This window comes from Sulfuricella sp. T08 (assembly GCF_000971475.1).
In the GTDB taxonomy this organism is placed as follows: Bacteria; Pseudomonadota; Gammaproteobacteria; order Burkholderiales; family Sulfuricellaceae; genus Sulfuricella.
Genome location: NZ_DF967552.1, coordinates 62,377 through 79,736 on the forward strand (window position 1 = coordinate 62,377; position 17,360 = coordinate 79,736).

Consider the following 17,360-nt stretch of genomic DNA (forward strand, 5'->3'; position numbering starts at 1 on the left):
GGAACGCGCCGGCCCATTCTGATATCATTGCGCCATGCTAAACATCCAGAATCTGACTTACCTTCAAGGCGGCATAGCGCTATTTCAGCAAGTGAATTTGCAAGCGTACTCCAACCAGCGTATCGGTTTGGTCGGCAAGAACGGCTGCGGCAAATCCACCCTGTTCCGCCTGATCCGCGGCGAACTCAAGCCCGATAGCGGCGAAATATCCTTGCAAGCCGGCAAAACGCTGGCCTATGTCGAACAGGAAATCGCCAACTCCACGCAACCCGCGCTGGAATTCGTGCTCGACGGCGACATCCAGCTGCGCCAGCTGGAAAAAACTCTGGCGCGGGAACAGCATGATGCCGCCTGGTTCGACGCTCAGCACCGTTACGAGGCCATCGACGGCTATGCCGCCAAGTCCCGCGCAGCACAACTCCTGAATGGGCTGGGCTTCGCCAACGACACTCTGGAACGCCCGGTAACGAGCTTCTCCGGCGGCTGGCGCATGCGCCTCAACCTTGCCCGCGCGCTGATGCATAGAGCCGATCTGCTGCTGCTCGACGAGCCCACCAACCATCTCGACCTCGAAGCCATCCTCTGGCTCGAACAGTACCTGGCGCGCTACCCCGGCAGCATCCTGCTGGTCTCGCACGACAGGGAATTCCTCAACGCCACCGTCAACCGCATCGCTCACGTTCACGACTGCGTCATCGATAGTTATGCCGGCGACTACGACGACTTCGAACGCGCCCGCGCCGAAAAAATTTCCCAGCAGAACCAGGCCTTCCAGACGCAGCAGGCGAAGATCGCCCACCTCGAGGACTTCGTCCGCCGCTTTCGCGCCAAGGCCACCAAGGCCAAGCAGGCGCAAAGCCGCGTCAAGGCACTGGAACGGCTTACGCGCATCGCCCCGGCCCATGTCACCGACGGCCATTTCGAGCTGGAAATCGAGGCGCCGGAGCGCGGCCCAGACCTGCTGCTGCGCGCCGAAAAAATGGGTTTCGCCTATGGCGACAAAACCCTGTTCCAGAACGTCGATCTGGCGCTGCGTGCCGGCGCGCGCATCGCCCTGCTGGGGCCGAACGGCGCTGGTAAATCCACCCTGATCAAGCTGCTGGTGGGCGAACTCGAGCCCATTTCTGGCAAGCTGGAAATCACCCCGGACGTCCGCATCGGCTACTTCGCCCAGCATCAACTGGAAAATCTGGACAGCACGGCCACGCCGCTACAGCACATGGAACGGCTGGCGCCCAAGGAAACGACACTGGCGCTGCGCACCTTCCTCGGCCGCTTCGGCCTGGCCGGAAGCAGCGAGGATAGACCGGTGGACAGTTTTTCCGGCGGCGAAAAAAGCCGCCTGGCACTGGCCCTGCTGGCTTGGCAAAAACCGCACCTGCTGCTGCTCGATGAACCCACCAACCATCTCGATCTGGACATGCGCGACGCCCTCACCCTGGCGCTGGAGGAATACACCGGCGCAGTGGTGCTGGTTTCCCACGACCGCAGCCTGATCCGTGCCGTGGCCGACGAGTTATGGCTGATTGCCGACGGCGAAGCGAAGCTGTTCGACGGCGATCTGGAAGACTATAAAATCTGGATCGAAACACGCCGCCCGCGCGAGACTGTTGCAACGCCGGAGAAACCCCGCCAGGAAGCCGCACCCAAGCCGAAGAAGAAGGCGCTGCTGTCGAAGCAGGCCAAGCTCGAAACCGAACTGGCAACCGTCCAGGCGGAACTTTCTGAAATCAGCCGCCAGCTGGCCGACCCGGCCACCTATGCCAAATGTAGCGGGGACGAAATTAGCAGTCTGAATACCCGGCACGAAAGCCTGGAAGCCAAAGCCGCGGAACTGGAGGAAAGCTGGCTGGAGCTGGAAATGGCGCTGGAGGAAGCGGTTTAGCCTCTACTTGAACGGGAAGGCGATGATCGCCTTCGCCACCCACCGGTCACTAGCATTGTCGAAACCGTGGCCGATACCGAAATTGATGTCAAAGTCCTTCTTCTCGACATCCACCACGCCATAAAGGTACTGGGCGCGCTCATTGTGCGGTAGCGTGTGATGAATCGGCCCGTACTCGCCGTAATACTCCAAGCCTGCATGGACACCTTCAGCCGCCTTGCGGGTCACCTTCAGCGCCGGCTCGAAATTCGGCTCGCGGCTGATGTTGTTGGACAAACTCATGTCCAGGATCGGGTTGAAGCTGACCAGCCAGTTGTCGGTGCGGTAGCCGATAATCGGCCGCAGCTCCATGCCCCAGTAGCTCTCCGACACGCGCCGGGTGGAATAACCGACTTCCACATTGAGACCCCAGAAGAAGGCCTCGCTCGCCTCGCGCGGCGCGATGAATTTCAGACGGAAGCGCAGGCCGTTATTGTAGAGGTTTCCATCCTCGGCCATCGCCAAAGGCACGTAAAGTCCGGCTTCCAGGTTTTTGGTCCAGCCATAGGAAAATTCCGGCGTAACCTGCAGGCGATGATGGGCCTTCATTTCCCCCTCGAAGGAAGACTCTTTCGCACCATTGATCGCATAATTCGCATGCAGTTCCAGGCCGAACTCACCGGGATCGTTCATCTCCTCGGTGTAGACCTGGATTTCGTCCGGCGCGGCGATTGCGCCGGGGCTGATTAAAGCGAGAACGACAGCGACCGCTGCGCCGCATGCATAAATAACGAACTTCATTTTTCCATCCTCGACCTGTTGTAGATGCGAATAATTATCAATTAAACAGGTCGGGAACGCAACTATTTTTCTCGGGCGGTGACGCGAAACCTTAGCCATCTCCGCAACAGCGCGGCTGTCGCCAGGAAATGGAATTCCTGCCCTCAGGTAACCAGATTGCGGGGGGTACCCGCAACAAACGCCTCAATGTTGCCGACTAGTTGATCGGCCAGGATCTGCATCGCCTCGCAGCTAGCCCAGGCGATGTGGGGGGTGACGATCAGATTGGGCAGGTCGAGGTCGAGCAAGGGATTGCCTGCGCATGGTGGCTCCACCGACAGCACATCGCATCCCGCTCCGGCAATGCGCCCCACGCGCAACGCCTCCGCCAGCGCATTCTCGTCCACCACGCCGCCGCGCGCGGCATTGATGAGCAGGGATGAGGGCTTCATCCGGCGAATTTCGTCCGCGCCGATCAGGTTGCGGGTTGCATCTGTCAGCGGCACGTGCAAAGTCACGATGTCGCTCTCTGCCAGCACCTGTTCGAAAGGGGCGAAGCCAGGGCGAACTTCGATTACGCCCTGGTGCTCTGCAAACAGAACCTTCATGCCGAAGGCTTTCGCCATCTCCGCCACCGCCTGTCCCAGTGCACCGTGGCCGATGATACCCAGAGTGCTGCCGTGAATATCGCGAATGGGATGGTTGAACAGGCAAAACCGGTCAGATTGCTGCCACAGCCCCTTTTGCAAGTCAGCGCGATAGGCCAGCAGGTTGCGGCGCAGCGCCAGGATCATCATGAACACGTGTTCCGGCACGGCATGGATGGCGTAGTTGCGCATGTTGGCGACGGCAATACCGTGCTCGCGGCACCAGTCCACATCGATGTTGTTGACGCCGGTGGCGGCCTCGGCAATCAACTTCAGCCTGGGCAACTGCGCCAGAGTTTCGGCCCGTAGCGGCACCTTGTTGGTAATGGCGATGGTGGCTTCCTGCAGGCGCGTGACTATCTCCTCCGGCGAGGTGATGGCGTATTCTTCCCACTGGTGTGGAAAGGCCGGACGGCGGATAGTCGCTTCCAGAGAAGAGCCGTCGAGAAAGACAATGTGTTCCATAAATATTCCTGAAAAAAATTATTGAACCGTAAAGAACATCAAGAAAATGGGTGCGGGAAAAAATAACCAAAAAATGGTGACTGAAAAAATTATTGATATTGCCGTAGCCGTCCTGCAACTCGACTCAAGATCTTCGTCCCTTACGGGGGATCGTCAAACGCGAGACAGTTCCGCCACCCTGCCGATTTTCCAGCGTGAGTGACCAGCCGTGGGCACGCACGATTTCCATGGCAATGGCAAGGCCAAGCCCGCTACCGCCGGTTGTGGCATTGCGTGAGCTTTCCAGACGAAAGAAGGGTCGAAACACCAGTTCCTTCATGTCATCGGGGATGCCGGGGCCGCGATCCAGCACTTCAATGTAAGCCTGAGTCGTGCAGTCCAGCTTGATTTCCACCGGCCCTCCGCCGCTGTAGCGGATGGCATTGTCTATCAGGTTGGTGACGATGCGGCGCACGCCGACCGGGTTGGCTTGTACCGGGCAGGCCGTAGCCGGTTCCCCACTTAGCTGTGCGCCGCTTTCCCGATAATCCCGGATCAGTTCGCTGATCATCTGCGCCAGATCGATGGGTTCTGTTGCGCCGTTTTCCTGCGCTCTGGCGAAGGAGAGAAATTCATCGATCAACTGGTTCATCTCGGCCAGATAACGTTCCATGCGTTTGAGCAATGCGGGGTTCGGTGAGTCGCGCAACAGCTCCAATGCCATAGTCATGCGTGCAATGGGCGTGCGCAAGTCGTGTGAAATCCCTGCGAGCAGGGTGGTGCGGTTGTCGGCCAATTCCCTTACCCGGCTTGCCATGTGATTGAAGTCTGCGGCGACTGTGGCGAGTTCTGTAGGGCCGTCCTCTGGCAGCATTTTTGGCCGCACACCTTGCGCCAGTTCGCGGGTTGCTGCTGACAAAGCGGACAGACGGCGTTCCAGCCTGCGGGTTAACCACAGTGCCGCCGCGAAGCTTGCCGCCAGATTGATGCCGAAGACCAGCGACATGGCGAGCATGGGGCTGGTGCCGATGCGGGCGCGGCTGAATTCGAAACGAAGCTGCTTCGCCCCAGCCGGCACAACGACGCCATAACGGTCCGTACCCGGGATGACCAGCACGCTGACAGGTGCTTTCAAGCGATCCGCAAGCGCCGTTTGAAGCAATGCCACATAAGGTAGATAGCTTGGACTGCCGGAAAGGGGCGCAGTGGAAATTTCCACATCCAGTGCGTGGTGCCGCTGCAACTCGATCTGGAAATCAGACAGGCGCGAAGGGGGGAGTTCCCCCCACGTTTTGGAAGACAGGACAATCAGGGCAGCCAGGTCGTTGACGGAATTGCGTGCAATCGGATAGAGGATAAGTGTGCTGGTGGTAAGCAATGTGATGAACTGGATGGCGATCGCCAGTACGACAAAGAGCAGACCGGTGGATTTCGCCAGCGAGGCGCGCCGCCGGACTGTCATGGCGCATCGCCTCCGCTTGGCGCAAAAAGGTAGCCCGTTCCCCACACGGTGCGGATGTAGACCGGCTGTTCCGGATCGGGCTCGATTTTGCGTCTCAAACGGGTGACGCGAACATCGATGCTGCGGTCGAAAGGCATGCGTTCATCACCCTGGACCAAGCTGACGAGCGTGTCCCTGGTCAGCACCTTGTTGGGGTGCTGGGCAAAAATGCGAAGCAGCGTGAATTCGCCCGTGGTTAGATCAATCCGGACATCTTCCCGCATCAGCGTATGAGTGTCGAGGTTGAGCTGGTAGAGCCCGAAAGAAATGGAGGGGGCGACTGGCAGCGTGACTTGGATGCGGCGACGCAATACGGCCCTGATCCGGGCGAGCAACTCGCGCGGATTGAAGGGTTTGGGCATGTAATCGTCGGCCCCGGTTTCCAGCCCGATGATCCGGTCTATGTCATCGCCACGGGCGGATAACATGATAATGGGCACATCCGATTGCGCACGCAGGCGACGAGCGACAGAGAAACCATCCTCGCCGGGCAACATGAGATCGAGAATAACCAAGTCTGGCGGCGTAGAGGCAAATGCCGCCGTTGCCTGCGCACCATCCAGCGCTACAACGGGCAGGAAACCGTGGGTAGTCAGAAATTGGCTGAGCATCTCAGCCAACTCGCTGTCGTCATCCACGATCATGATGCGCTGGGTTTTATCCATGGGGTCAAAGAATATCACAGCGTCAATAAATGCCAGATAACAAGCCTTCCCCTGAAACACTTTGAAACAATTCGTAACGCGCTGGAAATTTCTGGAAACCGTAGTGTAACCCTGTGCGGGCATGATGCCGATTGCCGACTATCAGTGCGGCGCAGTGCAAATTTTTCATTGTTAAGGAGTGGGTCATGCCCCAGAAAATAGTTATGTTCATTGCAGCAGCCACGTTAACCAGCACCGTTTACGCCGGAGAATACGGCAGCGGTCCGGATATGGCGCAGCAGGCCATGAAATCACAGGCCAAAACCGAGATGCAGGCACGCAAGGAAACCTTGGGCCAGATGAGTACAGAGGACCGGCAGGCCAAGTTTGCCGGCATGCGCGACAAAATGCAGTCCCGCATGGGAACGCACAGAGCGCGTTAGGCATTGGCAGAGGATGCCCTTGAAACGCCCAAATTTACGTAATGAAAATCCCGTCGCATGCTGTGCCGGGCCGGAGAGAGGAAATACCATGAAAAACCTGAAACTGTGCCTGACTACACTGGCGCTTTCGTTGGCGTCGGTCCAGGCTAATGCGGTTACCCTGACGTTCATCGAGAACAACGATCTGCATGCTCACCTGACGCCGCACCTGGATAAAGTGGTAAAGAATGGACAGGTGGTCTATGAGTCGCGCGGCGGCCTGGCACGGGTGGCCACGCTGGTGAAGCAGATTCGGTCGCAAAACCCGAATTCGGTGCTGATGAATGTGGGCGACACCTACCACGGCGGGGTTGAGGCGCTGTACACCTTGGGCAACGCGGTGATCGATCCGCTCAATGCGCTGGGCGTGGATGTCGGCGTGCCGGGAAATTGGGATTTCGCCTACGGCCCCAACGTGTTCCGCTTGCGCTATGTCAACAACCTGACAACATTACAAAAGAATTTACTCCAGGCGACGGTGAGCATCACGGTTAAAAAACCCGTTTTCCAGAATATCGCGGCCAATATGCAATCCACGCTGGGCGCAAATTCCGGCGGGCTTTTGCTGCCGGGCACGATGATCAAAACCGTGGGTGGCGTCAAGGTGGGTTTTATCGGCCTGACTTCAGACATAGTTGCGCAAATGGATTCGGTACTTGCCACTGGACTGTCATTTACCCAGGGTGAAACGGCTTACCGCGACCTGATCAACGCCAATGCCCTATCCCTGCGCAGCCAGGGGGCGGAATTGGTGATGGTGATGAGCGAGCTGGGATTGCAAAAGGATTACCGGCTTGCCGATGTGATCAATGCGGGCGCGGTGAACGTATTTTTCTCTGCGCATACCCACGATACGGTATTCACACCGCTCAAGGCCAAAAGCGGCGCGCTGGTGGTACAGGCAGGACATGACGGCTGGCTCGGTCGCATGGATGTGACGGTAAATAGCGGCTCGGCACCGGTTTTCAACTGGAGCCTGCTGCCGGTTGATGCGAGCATCCCCGAAGATGCCGCCATGAAATCGCTGGTGGATGCGGCGCGCGCCCCTTTCCTGGCGGCCAATCCCAATATGACCGTGCCCATGACCGGCATGACGCTCAAACTTACCGAGCCTATCGACAAGGTGTTGGGTTATGTGTACGCACCGCTGGATCGTGAACAGGCGCTGGAATCGACCTTCAATAATGCCTGGACCGATACCATGCGCCAGCAAACCGGGACAGATATTGCCATTACGCCGGGTTTCCGCATGGACGCGCCGACGCCTGCCGCTGGTACCTTGTATGAGGACAATCACATCGCCAACGGCGCGCTGACGGTAGAGGACGTGTATCGATTTATCCCGGTGCCCTACACGCTTGCAACAGGCTCGGTGGCAGGCTCAACCATCAAATCCATTATCGAAGGCAATCTGACGGCGGTGTATTCAGCCAATAGCTTCTCTGAGGGAGGCGGCTGGACCGATGGCTGGTCCGGATTGAATATCAACGTCGACCTGTCGCGCCCGGATGGACAGCGGGTGCAGTCCATCTTCCGCGCCAATGGCACGCCGATTGCGGACACCGACACCCTGACCGCGACCGGTTGCTTGCGGCCCAGTGACACCACGGGAACGGTGCTGTGCAGTTACGATGGCTTTACTAATGTCGTTTCGCTGATCAATCCCGCCACGGGGAATCCCTGGTATCCGCAGGAATTATTTGGCGCTGCCTTGGCACAAGGCTGGCTGGCCAATGGTGCACGGCACAGCATCGTGGATGCAGCGGCCACCCCCGCTTGGCCTGAACAGCCCTTCGTACAGCCGCTGGCAGTCAAGGTGACCTCGGGCGTTAGTCTTGCCAAGTCCGGATTGGTCTACAACGCGGGCACTCAAATATTCACCGGTAAGGTCACTGTGAGCAATACCGGCACGGTTCCACTCCTGGCGCCGCTCAAGGTAGTGATCGAAGGGCTGCCTTCCAGTGTCACTCTGGTGAATGCGGTCGGCGCCTATTACGGCCAGCCCTATCTGACTCTGACGGGTACGCTGGCACCGGGAAGCAGCACAAGCGTGCAGGTGCAGTTCAAGAATTCCGCCGGCACTGGCATCAGCTACACGCCAACAACGTATAGCGGCGGAGTTTAAACCCGTTCTCGAACCGCCGCCTGCCGAGACGGCGGTTCGATTTTCATGATAAATAAAAAAAGGATTTCAGCATGAATAAGAAAATGCTCATCGCAGGCTTGTTTGCCTTGTTCGCTTCCACTTCTGCCTTGGCAAGCACCTGGTACGTCAACGTTGATACGAGTTCGCTCGCCGGGCAAACGGGTTGGCTGGATTTTCAGTTCAACCCCGGTGATGTCACTGCGCCTTCAGCAACCGCAACCGTGGCTGCATTTGCCACTAGTGGCGGCACACTGCTTCCATCGGCCACGCCAACGGGCGATGTGAGCGGCAGCCTTAACAGCGCAATGACGCTGGGGAACAGTCAGTACTTTAATGATCTGTTGCAGGCTTTTACCTTCGGCACAAAGCTGAGTTTCAGCATCAACCTGGACTTGCCCCATCCCAGCCTCGACCCGGCAGCGCCAGGGACGGCATTCGGCCTGTCGTTTTACGACACCGCCTACAACTCGTTGCTTGCCGACCCGGATTGGGGCGCAGCGTTGGTCATGAACCTGAAAGGAGATGGAGCGACGGAAGTGTTGGCGAAATCGGCGCCTGTTTCCTTGTCAGCGACTGCGCCAACGTCTGTACCACTTCCCGGCGCACTTGGCCTGCTGTTTGCGGGAATTTCCATGCTGGCAGGGCTGGCACGTACACGGTTCTACCGAGGCTAGCAGTTTGTCGGACTGGAAGGGTTTTTGATGCGCCGCCGGCAAAAAGTTTAATCTGAATTAACGTAACGACAATGCGTTTCTTGGATGAACAGCGTCGCCACCAGCCCCATCAGCGCGACTCCCAGCATCATCCCCATGCCGGCCTGGTAGTCCGCCAGGGTATGCGCCGTGGTAGCCGGATGGGTGCCGGCCGAACGGTCGATCATCCAGCCTGCCAGCGGCTGCATCACACCCGTGCCCAGAAAGGCGCCGGTATTGACCACGCTGGTGGCCATGCCGGACAGGGCATGCTTGTTCACCTCCTTGGCGCACGCCCAGCTCAGGGTGAAGCCCGAAGCACCCAGGCCCATCAGCAGGAACAGGCTGTAGCCTGGGAGCGGCGTCAGCGGCCAGCCGAGCACCAGCGGCACCCAGCTCAGGCAATACACCAGCGCAGCGCTGACCATCACCGGCTTGCGCCGGCCAATGCGGTCGGACAGGGTGCCGATGAAGAAGGCGCCGAGGGCAAAGCCGGCCAGCAGCATGGAAGTATGGGCCGTTGCTGCGCTGCGCTCCATGCCGTAGACATCCTTCAGGAATGGCACTGCCCACAGCCCGCCGAAGGCGAAGAAAGTACCGGACATGCCCAGGTTGACCCAGAAGCCGGGCCAGGTGGCGCGGTTCTTTACCACCTCCACCAAGCCGTCGTACCAGTGGCCATCGCGTGGTGGATGCGCTGTCTTGCCATCCAGCTCGCGCATGGAAGGCAGGCCAGCCTTGCCCGGGTGGTCGCGCACCATCATCCAGCCGAGCACGGCCACTCCCAGGGAAAGCCCGCCCACCGCAACGAACACGGTACGCCAGGAGACGAACCCCAGCGCCCAGGCCAGCGGTGATGCCGCCAGCAGCGCGCCGATATTGCCGAGCAGAATGGACAGGCCGGTGAGCGAGGCAAAATGCCTATCGTGAAACCAGGCGGCATTGAGCTTGAGCAGCGAAATGAAAGTGACTGACACTCCCAGCCCGACCAGCAGCCGCCCCACCGAAGCCACCGCCAGGCTGTCCGCCAGCCCGAACAGGAGTGAACCCGCCCCCGCGACCACCCCGCCGATGGCAAGGATCCTGCGCGGTCCGAGCGTATCCACCAGCACGCCGGTGGGGATCTGCATCACGGCATAAACGTAGAAATACGTGGCGGCCAGCGCGCCCAGTTCGGCGCCGCTCGCCTGAAAGGTCTGTTGCAGATCGGCTGAGATTGCAGCCGGGGCAAAGCGGTGGAAAAAGGACAGGATATAGGCCAGCGCCACCAAACTGAACGCTGCCCAGCGCAGGCGGAAGTAGTGAATTTTCTGAGTGGCAGTGAGCACTGGGCTATCCCTTCAGAACCGCGTCAAGAAAGCCTTGCCGCTCACCCTCCAGGACATTGGCAATATCTAGCAATCTGTCGACAGGAAGCTCTCCCGCCAGTTTTTCCAGCCCCTCGCGGCAAGCCGAGTGGTAAACCTCGAATGCAGCCAGCACCTCCCCGGCCCGCAGCATTTTCTCCTGCTCCGCCTTGGCGCGAGGTGCTGCACCATCCAGCAGCTTTACCATGACATAGCGCGGCATGAACCTGGAGCCTCCGCCTTCGGCTTGGCCGGCCAGCACCGGGCTGGTTTTGACGTAGGCCACGCCATCCAGTTCGAAGCGCTGACCGATGTCCAGATCGTGGAATTTCATTTTATCGACGTGACAACGTGTTAGAGCACATAGCGCGCCAGATCCTCGCTCTTCGCCAGCTCTTTCAGCTTGCCATCGACATAGGCAGCATCGATGATGATGCTTTCTTCAACCTTGCGTCCGGCCTCGAAGGAGATTTCCTCAAGCAGTTTTTCCATCACGGTGTAGAGCCTCCGCGCGCCGATGTTTTCGGTTCTTTCGTTGACCTCGAAAGCGATTTCGGCGAGGCGCCGGATAGCGTCGGGTTTGAAATCCAGCTTTACCGCTTCGGTGCCGAGCAGCGCTTCATACTGTTTGGTCAGACAGGCGTCGGTGTTGGTGAGTATCTGCTCGAAATCGGCCACAGTCAGGGAATCCAGCTCGACCCGGATGGGCAACCGACCCTGCAGCTCGGGGATGAGGTCGGAGGGCTTGGCGAGGTGGAAGGCGCCGCTGGCGATGAACAGGATGTGATCGGTCTTGATCATGCCGTATTTGGTGGAGACGGTGGTACCTTCCACCAGCGGCAGCAGATCGCGCTGCACGCCCTGGCGCGACACGTCGGATCCGGAAGACTCGGAGCGGCTGGTGATCTTGTCGATTTCGTCGAGGAAGACGATGCCGTTCTGTTCGACGTTCTGCACCGCATGGATTTTCATCTCCTCGTCGTTGACCAGCTTCATCGCTTCTTCTTCGGTGAGCAGCTTCATCGCTTCAGCGATCTTCAGCTTGCGCTGCCTGCGCTTACCGCCACCGATGTTCTGGAACATGCTCTGGATTTGCGAGGTCATTTCCTCCATGCCGGGCGGAGCAAGGATTTCCATGTGCGCCTGGGCGCCAGCAACTTCGATTTCGATTTCCTTGTCGTCGAGCTTGCCCTCGCGCAGCATCTTGCGGAATTTCTGCCGCGTAGTATTTTCCTCATCCGCGTTCGCTTCAACGCCGCGAGCCAGCGGCAGCAGCGCGTCGAGGATGCGCTCCTCGGCATGATCTTCGGCGCGATGGCGCACCTTGAAGGTTTCCTGCTCGCGGGTCTGCTTGATGGCCATTTCCACCAGGTCGCGAATGATGGAATCCACGTCGCGCCCGACATAGCCCACCTCGGTGAACTTGGTTGCCTCGACCTTGATGAAGGGCGCGTTGGCGAGCTTGGCCAGGCGACGCGCGATCTCGGTCTTGCCGACGCCGGTCGGACCAATCATCAGGATGTTCTTCGGCGTGATTTCGTGGCGCAACGGCTCGGCCACCTGCTGCCTGCGCCAACGGTTGCGCAGGGCAATAGCGACCGCACGCTTGGCAGCATCCTGGCCGATGATGTGCTTGTCCAGTTCGTGGACGATTTCCTGGGGAGTCATTGGGGTCATGGTTCGCTGCGCTCACGGTAATGGGTGAAGAGTAAGGAGAAGTGGGTGTGTGGGATTTACCCATCACCCATCACTCATTACCCTTCACTCGAGAACTTCAATGACATGATTCTGATTAGTATAGATGCACAGGTCGGCTGCGATGGTCAGCGCTTTCTTGACGATCTCTGCCGGTGGCAGGTCGGTGTAATCGAGCAGGGCGCGCGCTGCGGATTGCGCGTAGGGTCCGCCGCTGCCGATGGCGACCAGGCCATATTCCGGTTCCAGCACGTCACCATTGCCGGTGATGATCAGCGAGCTTTCATGGTCTGCCACCGCCAGCATGGCCTCGAGCCGGCGCAGGATGCGGTCGGTGCGCCAGTCCTTGGCCAGTTCCACTGCAGAGCGCAGCAAATGCCCCTGGTGCTTGTCGAGCTTGGCCTCGAAACGCTCGAACAGGGTGAAGGCGTCCGCCGTGCCGCCGGCGAACCCGGCCAATATCCTGTCGTGGTGGATGCGGCGCACCTTGCGCGCGGTGGCCTTGACCACGATATTGCCGAGGGTCACCTGCCCATCGCCGCCGAGCGCAACTTGATTGCCGCGCCGTACCGAGAGGATGGTGGTGCCGTGAAATTGCTCCATGATTTTTCTCCGCAGAATAATCCCATTGGATTAGAGTGACGCAAACGGGCTGGCGGAGCGAAGAACAGCGAGGATCAGCCGATTTTTCTTTTCAGGATGTCGGCGAACTGGTCGACGCCCATGACTCCGAACAGGGCGCGGATCATTTCATTGGCATTACGGACCAGCAATTTCTTGCCACCACAGTTCAATCCAACCAGTACACCAACAAAATCTCCGATACTGACGAAATCCACGCGAGACACATCAGCCATATCCAGGTAAACCTCGCTGCGCGAGGCGGCAAAATTTTTCAGCTCCTGCAGTTGCTGGGCACTATCAGCCGAAATCACGCCGCTCATGAAAAAGGTGTCCTCGTCATGAGGCAGTTCATCCGGAGCATCGACCATTGCCACCGCAACCGGTTGCCTGCATTGGGGCATGGCCTCCCAGGACGGCGGCGACACTTCGAAAGTGATGGCGTACTCCACCGCCAAATCCTCGAATTCAGCCTCCATTTCCTGGCATTGGTAGAGGTTGAGCAACAGCTGCCAGTGGGCCTGCTCATCCTCGCTGCCCTGCCCGAGCAAAGCCTTTAGCAGATCCGTTACGTGCGGAACGCTTATTGGCGTGATTTTCTTTCCGCTTTTTTTCAAACCTTGCAGAGTCTCCACCAGGCGACGACTGCCCGAGGCGTCCAACCCCTCCAGCCGGGCAAAATCCAGCCGCAGGCCGGCACCCTTCTGCGCAACTTGCTCCAGGTTCAGGAACAGGGAATCCTTGTCCCCCTGCAAAATACCGGTCAGGGCAACATAGCCTTCAACGGCAGCCCCTCCTCCCGCTTTGGGGTTTTCGGTCTGGGCGCCCGACACCTTGCCATCACTCCAGGTCGGTGCACTGCGCTCGAACTTGACAACGAACTCCAGCGCAAGCTCTTCGAACTGTGCCTTCTTGCCCTGAATCTGGTAAATATCGAACAACATCATCCAGGGCTTGAGCTCTTTTCTATCGGCATTGTTCTTGACGAAGTCCAGCAGCAGCGCGGCGGCTTGATCGGGATGGTCGCTGGCATAGAGAATCGCCGCCTCCTCCACCGCCGAATACATTTCTGCGGTGTCCACAGCTCCAGCACCCCCTACCGTATTCGTTTCGGCTTGAGGCGGTGGAGGAGAAGGAACTGCCGTCGGTTTGGGCGAAACTGCAGGTTGCTGCTCCAAAGCAACCGTCTTCGGCGCCACCGGCTGCGCGGTCGGGGTTGACAGCGGAGTTACCTGCGGGCGAGGATTGGCGGCAGCAGGCGCACGAAGCTTGGCTTGCGACGTTTCTTCTGGCTTCTTGCGAAAAAATGAAAACACCACTGCGGGTCAACCAAGTATATTTATAAGTGAACCATTATAAGGCCGCTCAGCTTGCATGAGCAATAAGGGATAATCCTATTTGGCAATGCTTCTGGACGGGCTGGGACCCAAACTGTAGATTGCAATTCCGACCAGCGCCAAAGTCCACACCACCACTGCGCCGGAAGGCAAGTCAAACAACACCGAAAGCCCCAACCCCAGGATGTAGCCTGCTGCGCCAACAGCATAGCCCACCGCCAGCCGGATACGGGACGAATAAAGGCGGCAAGCCAGTGCCGGAACAATCAGGCTGGCGAACACCAGGTACACGCCGACCAACTGCACCGAGGTGGTGACGGCAAAGGCGAACAAGCCGTAGAATCCGAATCGTCCGAGTCTATCCCTCAACCCGAACCACAGGGCCAGGATGATGGCTGCGAGGACGGCCACCGGCAGCAACTGCGCCGTGCTCACCCACAGAATCTGACCTGCCAGCAAATCCCTGAGATGTTCGCCGCCATGCGGATTGTTGGCCACCAGCAGCATTCCACCACTGGCGGCCAGCACGAACAGCACGCCGATCAGCGCCTCCTGCACGTCCGGCCAGCGCCTTTCCATCCAGGTCAGCAGCAACGCCCCGAGCAGGGCGGCCGACACCGCGGCAACCTGCGCCACCCAGCCTTCCGGTTCGAAGCCCATCCGGTCCGCCGCGATGACCCCAAGGGTGGCGATCTGGGCAATTGCCAGATCGATGAACACGATACTGCGAGACAGCACCTGCATCCCCATCGGAACATGGGTTGACAGGACCAGCAGGCCGGCCAGGAAGGCTGGAACAAGAATGGAAAGACTCAAGGCATCGAGGTTCATTTAAGCGCACCTAGTAGCTTCTGCACCGTATCGTCGAACAGCCCGAACAAATCCTTTGCCTGCTCCGAACCGCCAACGGTAAAGGGCAGATCCACTGCCGGAATTTTCGCCCGCTCCGTCAGCCACTCGGAGGCGCGCGCGTCATTGTAGGCGGCGCGTATCACCATTTTTGCCGGTTGCCGCTGGAGTTGCCCGAGCAACCCAGACAGGTAGGCACTGCTCGGCTCGACACCGGGCTTCGGCTCCAGCGCGGCCACCTGCTTCAGCCCCAGCCAGTTCTCCAGATAGGGAAACCCTTTGTGCTGAACGACGATAGGAATTCCCTTGAGGGGCGCAGCCAGCTTTTCCCAGTTGGTGATGGCCATTTTCCAGCGTGCTGCGAACTGGACATGGCGCTGCCGGTAATATTCGGCATTGGCGGCATCGATCTCAGCCAGGCGTTTTGCCAGCGCATCCGCCACCAGCGCGATGTTGCGTGGGTCGGTCTGGATGTGCGGATTGCCGCCCGGATGCACGTCGCCCTCGGCGCGGTCGAGGCGGGTGGGGATTTCCAGCATGCGCACGTAATGCGCCGCCTCGAAGTAGCCGGGCTGCCCCGGCTGAATTTTCGGATTGCCAGTTTGGCGCAACAGGATAGGCAGCCAGCCAACCTCCAGTTCCGCCCCGGTGCAGGCCAGCATATCGGCGCCACGGGCGCGCGCCATCAGGCTGGGCTTGGCTTCGACGCGGTGCGGATCCTGCAGGGCGTTGGTGGCGTTGTACACGGACACCTTGTCGCCGCCCAGCTCCTGCGCCAGCGCACCCCACTCCGGCTCGCAGGCGAGAATGTTGAGGCCGGCAAAGGCCGGCAGGGTGAAGACGCAAAGGAGTGCGCCTAGGGAAATTTTCGCGATTCGTTCAAACATGACAGCTCCTTAATACTTGTGGGCACCGTGAGCGCCAAGGCTCATCTGGTATTGCAGGAAAATCTGGTTGTCCGTCACGCCCTGGCGCGACTTGTCCTGAGCGAGCTGCAGCCGGATGCGGCTGAACTCGCTCGGGTTGTAGTCCACCATGAAGGACTGGCGGCTGGGATCGTGATCCGGTCGCAACAGGTTGGCATTGTTTACGCCGTAATCGATGTTGCCGTGATCCAGTCGCTCGGTGCGCAGGCCCGCCCGCCAGTAGGGTGCGAACTGATAGATACCCTGGAGATACCAGCCAGACTGGGCGGCGTTATAGTTTCCCGTCGAGGTGCCGAGGGAAGCCACATTCACGTCGTAGGTCAGATTACCGTCCTCGACCCGGCGCAGGTATTCCCCTTGCAGCTTGAAGTTGGTATAGACCGGATTGCCATTGGGCGCCCACTTCCAGACGCCGTCCGCCACCCACAGCTTGCTGTTGCCGCTGAATCGATTGGTCACGCCAGCATTGAAGGCATCCACGTCGTTCCAGATGCGATCCTGGGGTGACGTGGCCAGCAGGGACATACCCGCCCGCCAGCTGTTGTTCGTCCCCACATCACCTCCCGCATGGGCGTAGAGAGCGCTGGCCCCAGCCCCGTTCTTGTCGCGCCCGGTGCCGGGAAAACTCGCGCCGCGCCCCAGTTCCGCGCCAAGCTCGACAAAGGTATCGGTGGGCGCCAGCCAGCGCACCTGCACGCCATCGTTGTTGAACTGACCGCCGAGGAAGGCCTGGTAGGCCAGCGGCGCATCGACAAAATCCCAGGTGTGGGCGTGCTGCTCGTTGAGGTAGCCGATGCCGGAAAAGTATCGGCCCGCCTTGACCGTCAACCCGTGGGACAAGCCCAGGGTCTGGATGAAAGCCTCTTCGGTGGATACGGTGTTGTCCGGGTGGATGGAGAAATTCAGGCCGCCGGCAAAATACGGGTCCACGTTAGCGTAGATGCCCAGTTCCGTCTCCGCCAGGCTGAAACCGCGCTGGGGCGAGACATCGGCCAGCACGCCGCCGGGCAGGTGGAAGCCGGTGATCTGGTAGCCGGCAGGATCCTTGGAGTGGTTGCCGTAGATTCCGGACAGGATCAGTGAAATACCCGGATTGAAGGCGTTGATCGCGGCGGGCGGTGTGGCTTGGGGCGCGACTGCGGCCTGGACGGCCTTTTCCTCAGCCTTCCCGGCCTTCTCCAGCGCGTTTCCGGCGGTGCTTTCAGCCTGTTGCAGGCGTTTTTCCAGGGCCTGGATGCGTACTTCGTAGCTTTCCTTCATCTGTTTGATCTGCTCGCGGATTTGCGCCAGCTCGGCGCTGTCCGCTGCGTGTGCGCTCAGCGGTGCAGCAAGGGCGAGTGCGATACTCGCCGCAAGAGTTTTGCGTTTGAATGACATGACAACCTC

16 protein-coding genes are annotated in these 17,360 nt (G+C 59.4%); 4 read left to right on the forward strand and 12 right to left on the reverse strand.

Going from position 1 to position 17,360, the window contains the following annotated elements; all coding sequences use genetic code 11:
- Positions 1 to 34: 34 nt before the first annotated feature.
- Entirely contained in the window at positions 35 to 1,885 is a 1,851-nt protein-coding gene (locus SCT_RS13170) for an ABC-F family ATP-binding cassette domain-containing protein (RefSeq protein ID WP_059423778.1), read from the forward strand.
- Between the two features lie 3 nt (positions 1,886 to 1,888).
- Here SCT_RS13170 and SCT_RS13175 read toward each other — a convergent pair whose 3' ends face one another.
- The 4 genes from SCT_RS13175 to SCT_RS13190 all read right to left on the reverse strand — a co-directional run bounded on the left by SCT_RS13175 (position 1,889) and on the right by SCT_RS13190 (position 5,901).
- Positions 1,889 to 2,665, reverse strand: coding sequence for a transporter (locus SCT_RS13175; protein WP_059423780.1), 777 nt, complete (start codon positions 2,663 to 2,665; stop codon positions 1,889 to 1,891).
- Between the two features lie 143 nt (positions 2,666 to 2,808).
- Positions 2,809 to 3,756 (reverse strand): D-2-hydroxyacid dehydrogenase, encoded by a 948-nt coding sequence (locus SCT_RS13180; protein ID WP_059423782.1) that lies wholly within the window; start codon positions 3,754 to 3,756, stop codon positions 2,809 to 2,811.
- Between the two features lie 124 nt (positions 3,757 to 3,880).
- On the reverse strand, positions 3,881 to 5,197 hold the full coding sequence (locus tag SCT_RS13185) for an ATP-binding protein (RefSeq protein WP_059423786.1): 1,317 nt from the start codon (positions 5,195 to 5,197) through the stop codon (positions 3,881 to 3,883).
- A complete protein-coding gene (locus SCT_RS13190) occupies positions 5,194 to 5,901 on the reverse strand; it encodes a response regulator (RefSeq protein WP_059423861.1) in 708 nt (235 codons plus the stop codon). Before SCT_RS13190 ends, SCT_RS13185 begins: the two co-directional genes overlap by 4 nt.
- A gap of 185 nt (positions 5,902 to 6,086) precedes the next feature.
- On the opposite strand from SCT_RS13190, the gene SCT_RS13195 reads away from it, so the two are divergent.
- The 3 genes from SCT_RS13195 (at position 6,087) to SCT_RS13205 (ending at position 9,182) form a co-directional block, all read left to right on the forward strand.
- Positions 6,087 to 6,323 (forward strand): hypothetical protein, encoded by a 237-nt coding sequence (locus SCT_RS13195; RefSeq protein WP_144408274.1) that lies wholly within the window; start codon positions 6,087 to 6,089, stop codon positions 6,321 to 6,323.
- 88 nt (positions 6,324 to 6,411) lie between these two features.
- Positions 6,412 to 8,487, forward strand: coding sequence for a bifunctional UDP-sugar hydrolase/5'-nucleotidase (locus tag SCT_RS13200; RefSeq protein ID WP_059423790.1), 2,076 nt, complete (start codon positions 6,412 to 6,414; stop codon positions 8,485 to 8,487).
- 71 nt (positions 8,488 to 8,558) lie between these two features.
- The gene (locus tag SCT_RS13205) at positions 8,559 to 9,182 is read left to right on the forward strand and encodes an NF038129 family PEP-CTERM protein (RefSeq protein WP_059423795.1); all 624 of its coding nucleotides are present in this window, start codon (positions 8,559 to 8,561) and stop codon (positions 9,180 to 9,182) included.
- A 47-nt stretch (positions 9,183 to 9,229) separates the two neighbouring features.
- Here the strand turns inward: SCT_RS13205 and SCT_RS13210 are convergent, their stop codons facing one another.
- From SCT_RS13210 to SCT_RS13245, 8 genes are all read right to left on the reverse strand, one after another.
- Positions 9,230 to 10,528: an MFS transporter gene (locus tag SCT_RS13210; protein ID WP_059423797.1), complete on the reverse strand. Its 1,299-nt coding sequence runs from the start codon at positions 10,526 to 10,528 to the stop codon at positions 9,230 to 9,232.
- A gap of 4 nt (positions 10,529 to 10,532) precedes the next feature.
- Complete coding sequence (locus SCT_RS13215) at positions 10,533 to 10,880, reverse strand: hypothetical protein (protein WP_059423799.1); 348 nt, start codon at positions 10,878 to 10,880, stop codon at positions 10,533 to 10,535.
- A 20-nt stretch (positions 10,881 to 10,900) separates the two neighbouring features.
- A complete protein-coding gene (hslU, locus tag SCT_RS13220) occupies positions 10,901 to 12,223 on the reverse strand; it encodes an ATP-dependent protease ATPase subunit HslU (RefSeq protein ID WP_059423800.1) in 1,323 nt (440 codons plus the stop codon).
- A gap of 84 nt (positions 12,224 to 12,307) precedes the next feature.
- Positions 12,308 to 12,844 carry an ATP-dependent protease subunit HslV gene (gene hslV, locus SCT_RS13225; protein ID WP_059423803.1) on the reverse strand — a complete coding sequence of 179 codons (537 nt, stop codon included), beginning with the start codon at positions 12,842 to 12,844 and terminating at the stop codon, positions 12,308 to 12,310.
- A gap of 74 nt (positions 12,845 to 12,918) precedes the next feature.
- Positions 12,919 to 14,178, reverse strand: coding sequence for an STAS domain-containing protein (locus SCT_RS13230; RefSeq protein ID WP_144408275.1), 1,260 nt, complete (start codon positions 14,176 to 14,178; stop codon positions 12,919 to 12,921).
- Between the two features lie 78 nt (positions 14,179 to 14,256).
- Positions 14,257 to 15,030 (reverse strand): metal ABC transporter permease, encoded by a 774-nt coding sequence (locus tag SCT_RS13235; RefSeq protein WP_059423807.1) that lies wholly within the window; start codon positions 15,028 to 15,030, stop codon positions 14,257 to 14,259.
- Positions 15,027 to 15,935 carry a metal ABC transporter solute-binding protein, Zn/Mn family gene (locus tag SCT_RS13240; RefSeq protein ID WP_059423814.1) on the reverse strand — a complete coding sequence of 303 codons (909 nt, stop codon included), beginning with the start codon at positions 15,933 to 15,935 and terminating at the stop codon, positions 15,027 to 15,029. Before SCT_RS13240 ends, SCT_RS13235 begins: the two co-directional genes overlap by 4 nt.
- A gap of 9 nt (positions 15,936 to 15,944) precedes the next feature.
- Positions 15,945 to 17,351, reverse strand: coding sequence for a carbohydrate porin (locus SCT_RS13245; protein WP_059423817.1), 1,407 nt, complete (start codon positions 17,349 to 17,351; stop codon positions 15,945 to 15,947).
- Positions 17,352 to 17,360 lie beyond the last annotated feature (9 nt).

Bases quoted from the DNA above. Each gene is read 5' to 3' on its own strand.
- SCT_RS13170 (WP_059423778.1), top strand. From the start codon at position 35: ATGCTAAACATCCAGAATCTGACTTACCTTCAAGGCGGCATAGCGCTA.
- SCT_RS13175 (WP_059423780.1), bottom strand. From the start codon at position 2,665: ATGAAGTTCGTTATTTATGCATGCGGCGCAGCGGTCGCTGTCGTTCTC.
- SCT_RS13180 (WP_059423782.1), bottom strand. From the start codon at position 3,756: ATGGAACACATTGTCTTTCTCGACGGCTCTTCTCTGGAAGCGACTATC.
- SCT_RS13185 (WP_059423786.1), bottom strand. From the start codon at position 5,197: ATGACAGTCCGGCGGCGCGCCTCGCTGGCGAAATCCACCGGTCTGCTC.
- SCT_RS13190 (WP_059423861.1), bottom strand. From the start codon at position 5,901: ATGGATAAAACCCAGCGCATCATGATCGTGGATGACGACAGCGAGTTG.
- SCT_RS13195 (WP_144408274.1), top strand. From the start codon at position 6,087: ATGCCCCAGAAAATAGTTATGTTCATTGCAGCAGCCACGTTAACCAGC.
- SCT_RS13200 (WP_059423790.1), top strand. From the start codon at position 6,412: ATGAAAAACCTGAAACTGTGCCTGACTACACTGGCGCTTTCGTTGGCG.
- SCT_RS13205 (WP_059423795.1), top strand. From the start codon at position 8,559: ATGAATAAGAAAATGCTCATCGCAGGCTTGTTTGCCTTGTTCGCTTCC.
- SCT_RS13215 (WP_059423799.1), bottom strand. From the start codon at position 10,880: ATGAAATTCCACGATCTGGACATCGGTCAGCGCTTCGAACTGGATGGC.
- hslU (WP_059423800.1), bottom strand. From the start codon at position 12,223: ATGACCCCAATGACTCCCCAGGAAATCGTCCACGAACTGGACAAGCAC.
- hslV (WP_059423803.1), bottom strand. From the start codon at position 12,844: ATGGAGCAATTTCACGGCACCACCATCCTCTCGGTACGGCGCGGCAAT.
- SCT_RS13235 (WP_059423807.1), bottom strand. From the start codon at position 15,030: ATGAACCTCGATGCCTTGAGTCTTTCCATTCTTGTTCCAGCCTTCCTG.
- SCT_RS13240 (WP_059423814.1), bottom strand. From the start codon at position 15,935: ATGTTTGAACGAATCGCGAAAATTTCCCTAGGCGCACTCCTTTGCGTC.
- SCT_RS13245 (WP_059423817.1), bottom strand. From the start codon at position 17,351: ATGTCATTCAAACGCAAAACTCTTGCGGCGAGTATCGCACTCGCCCTT.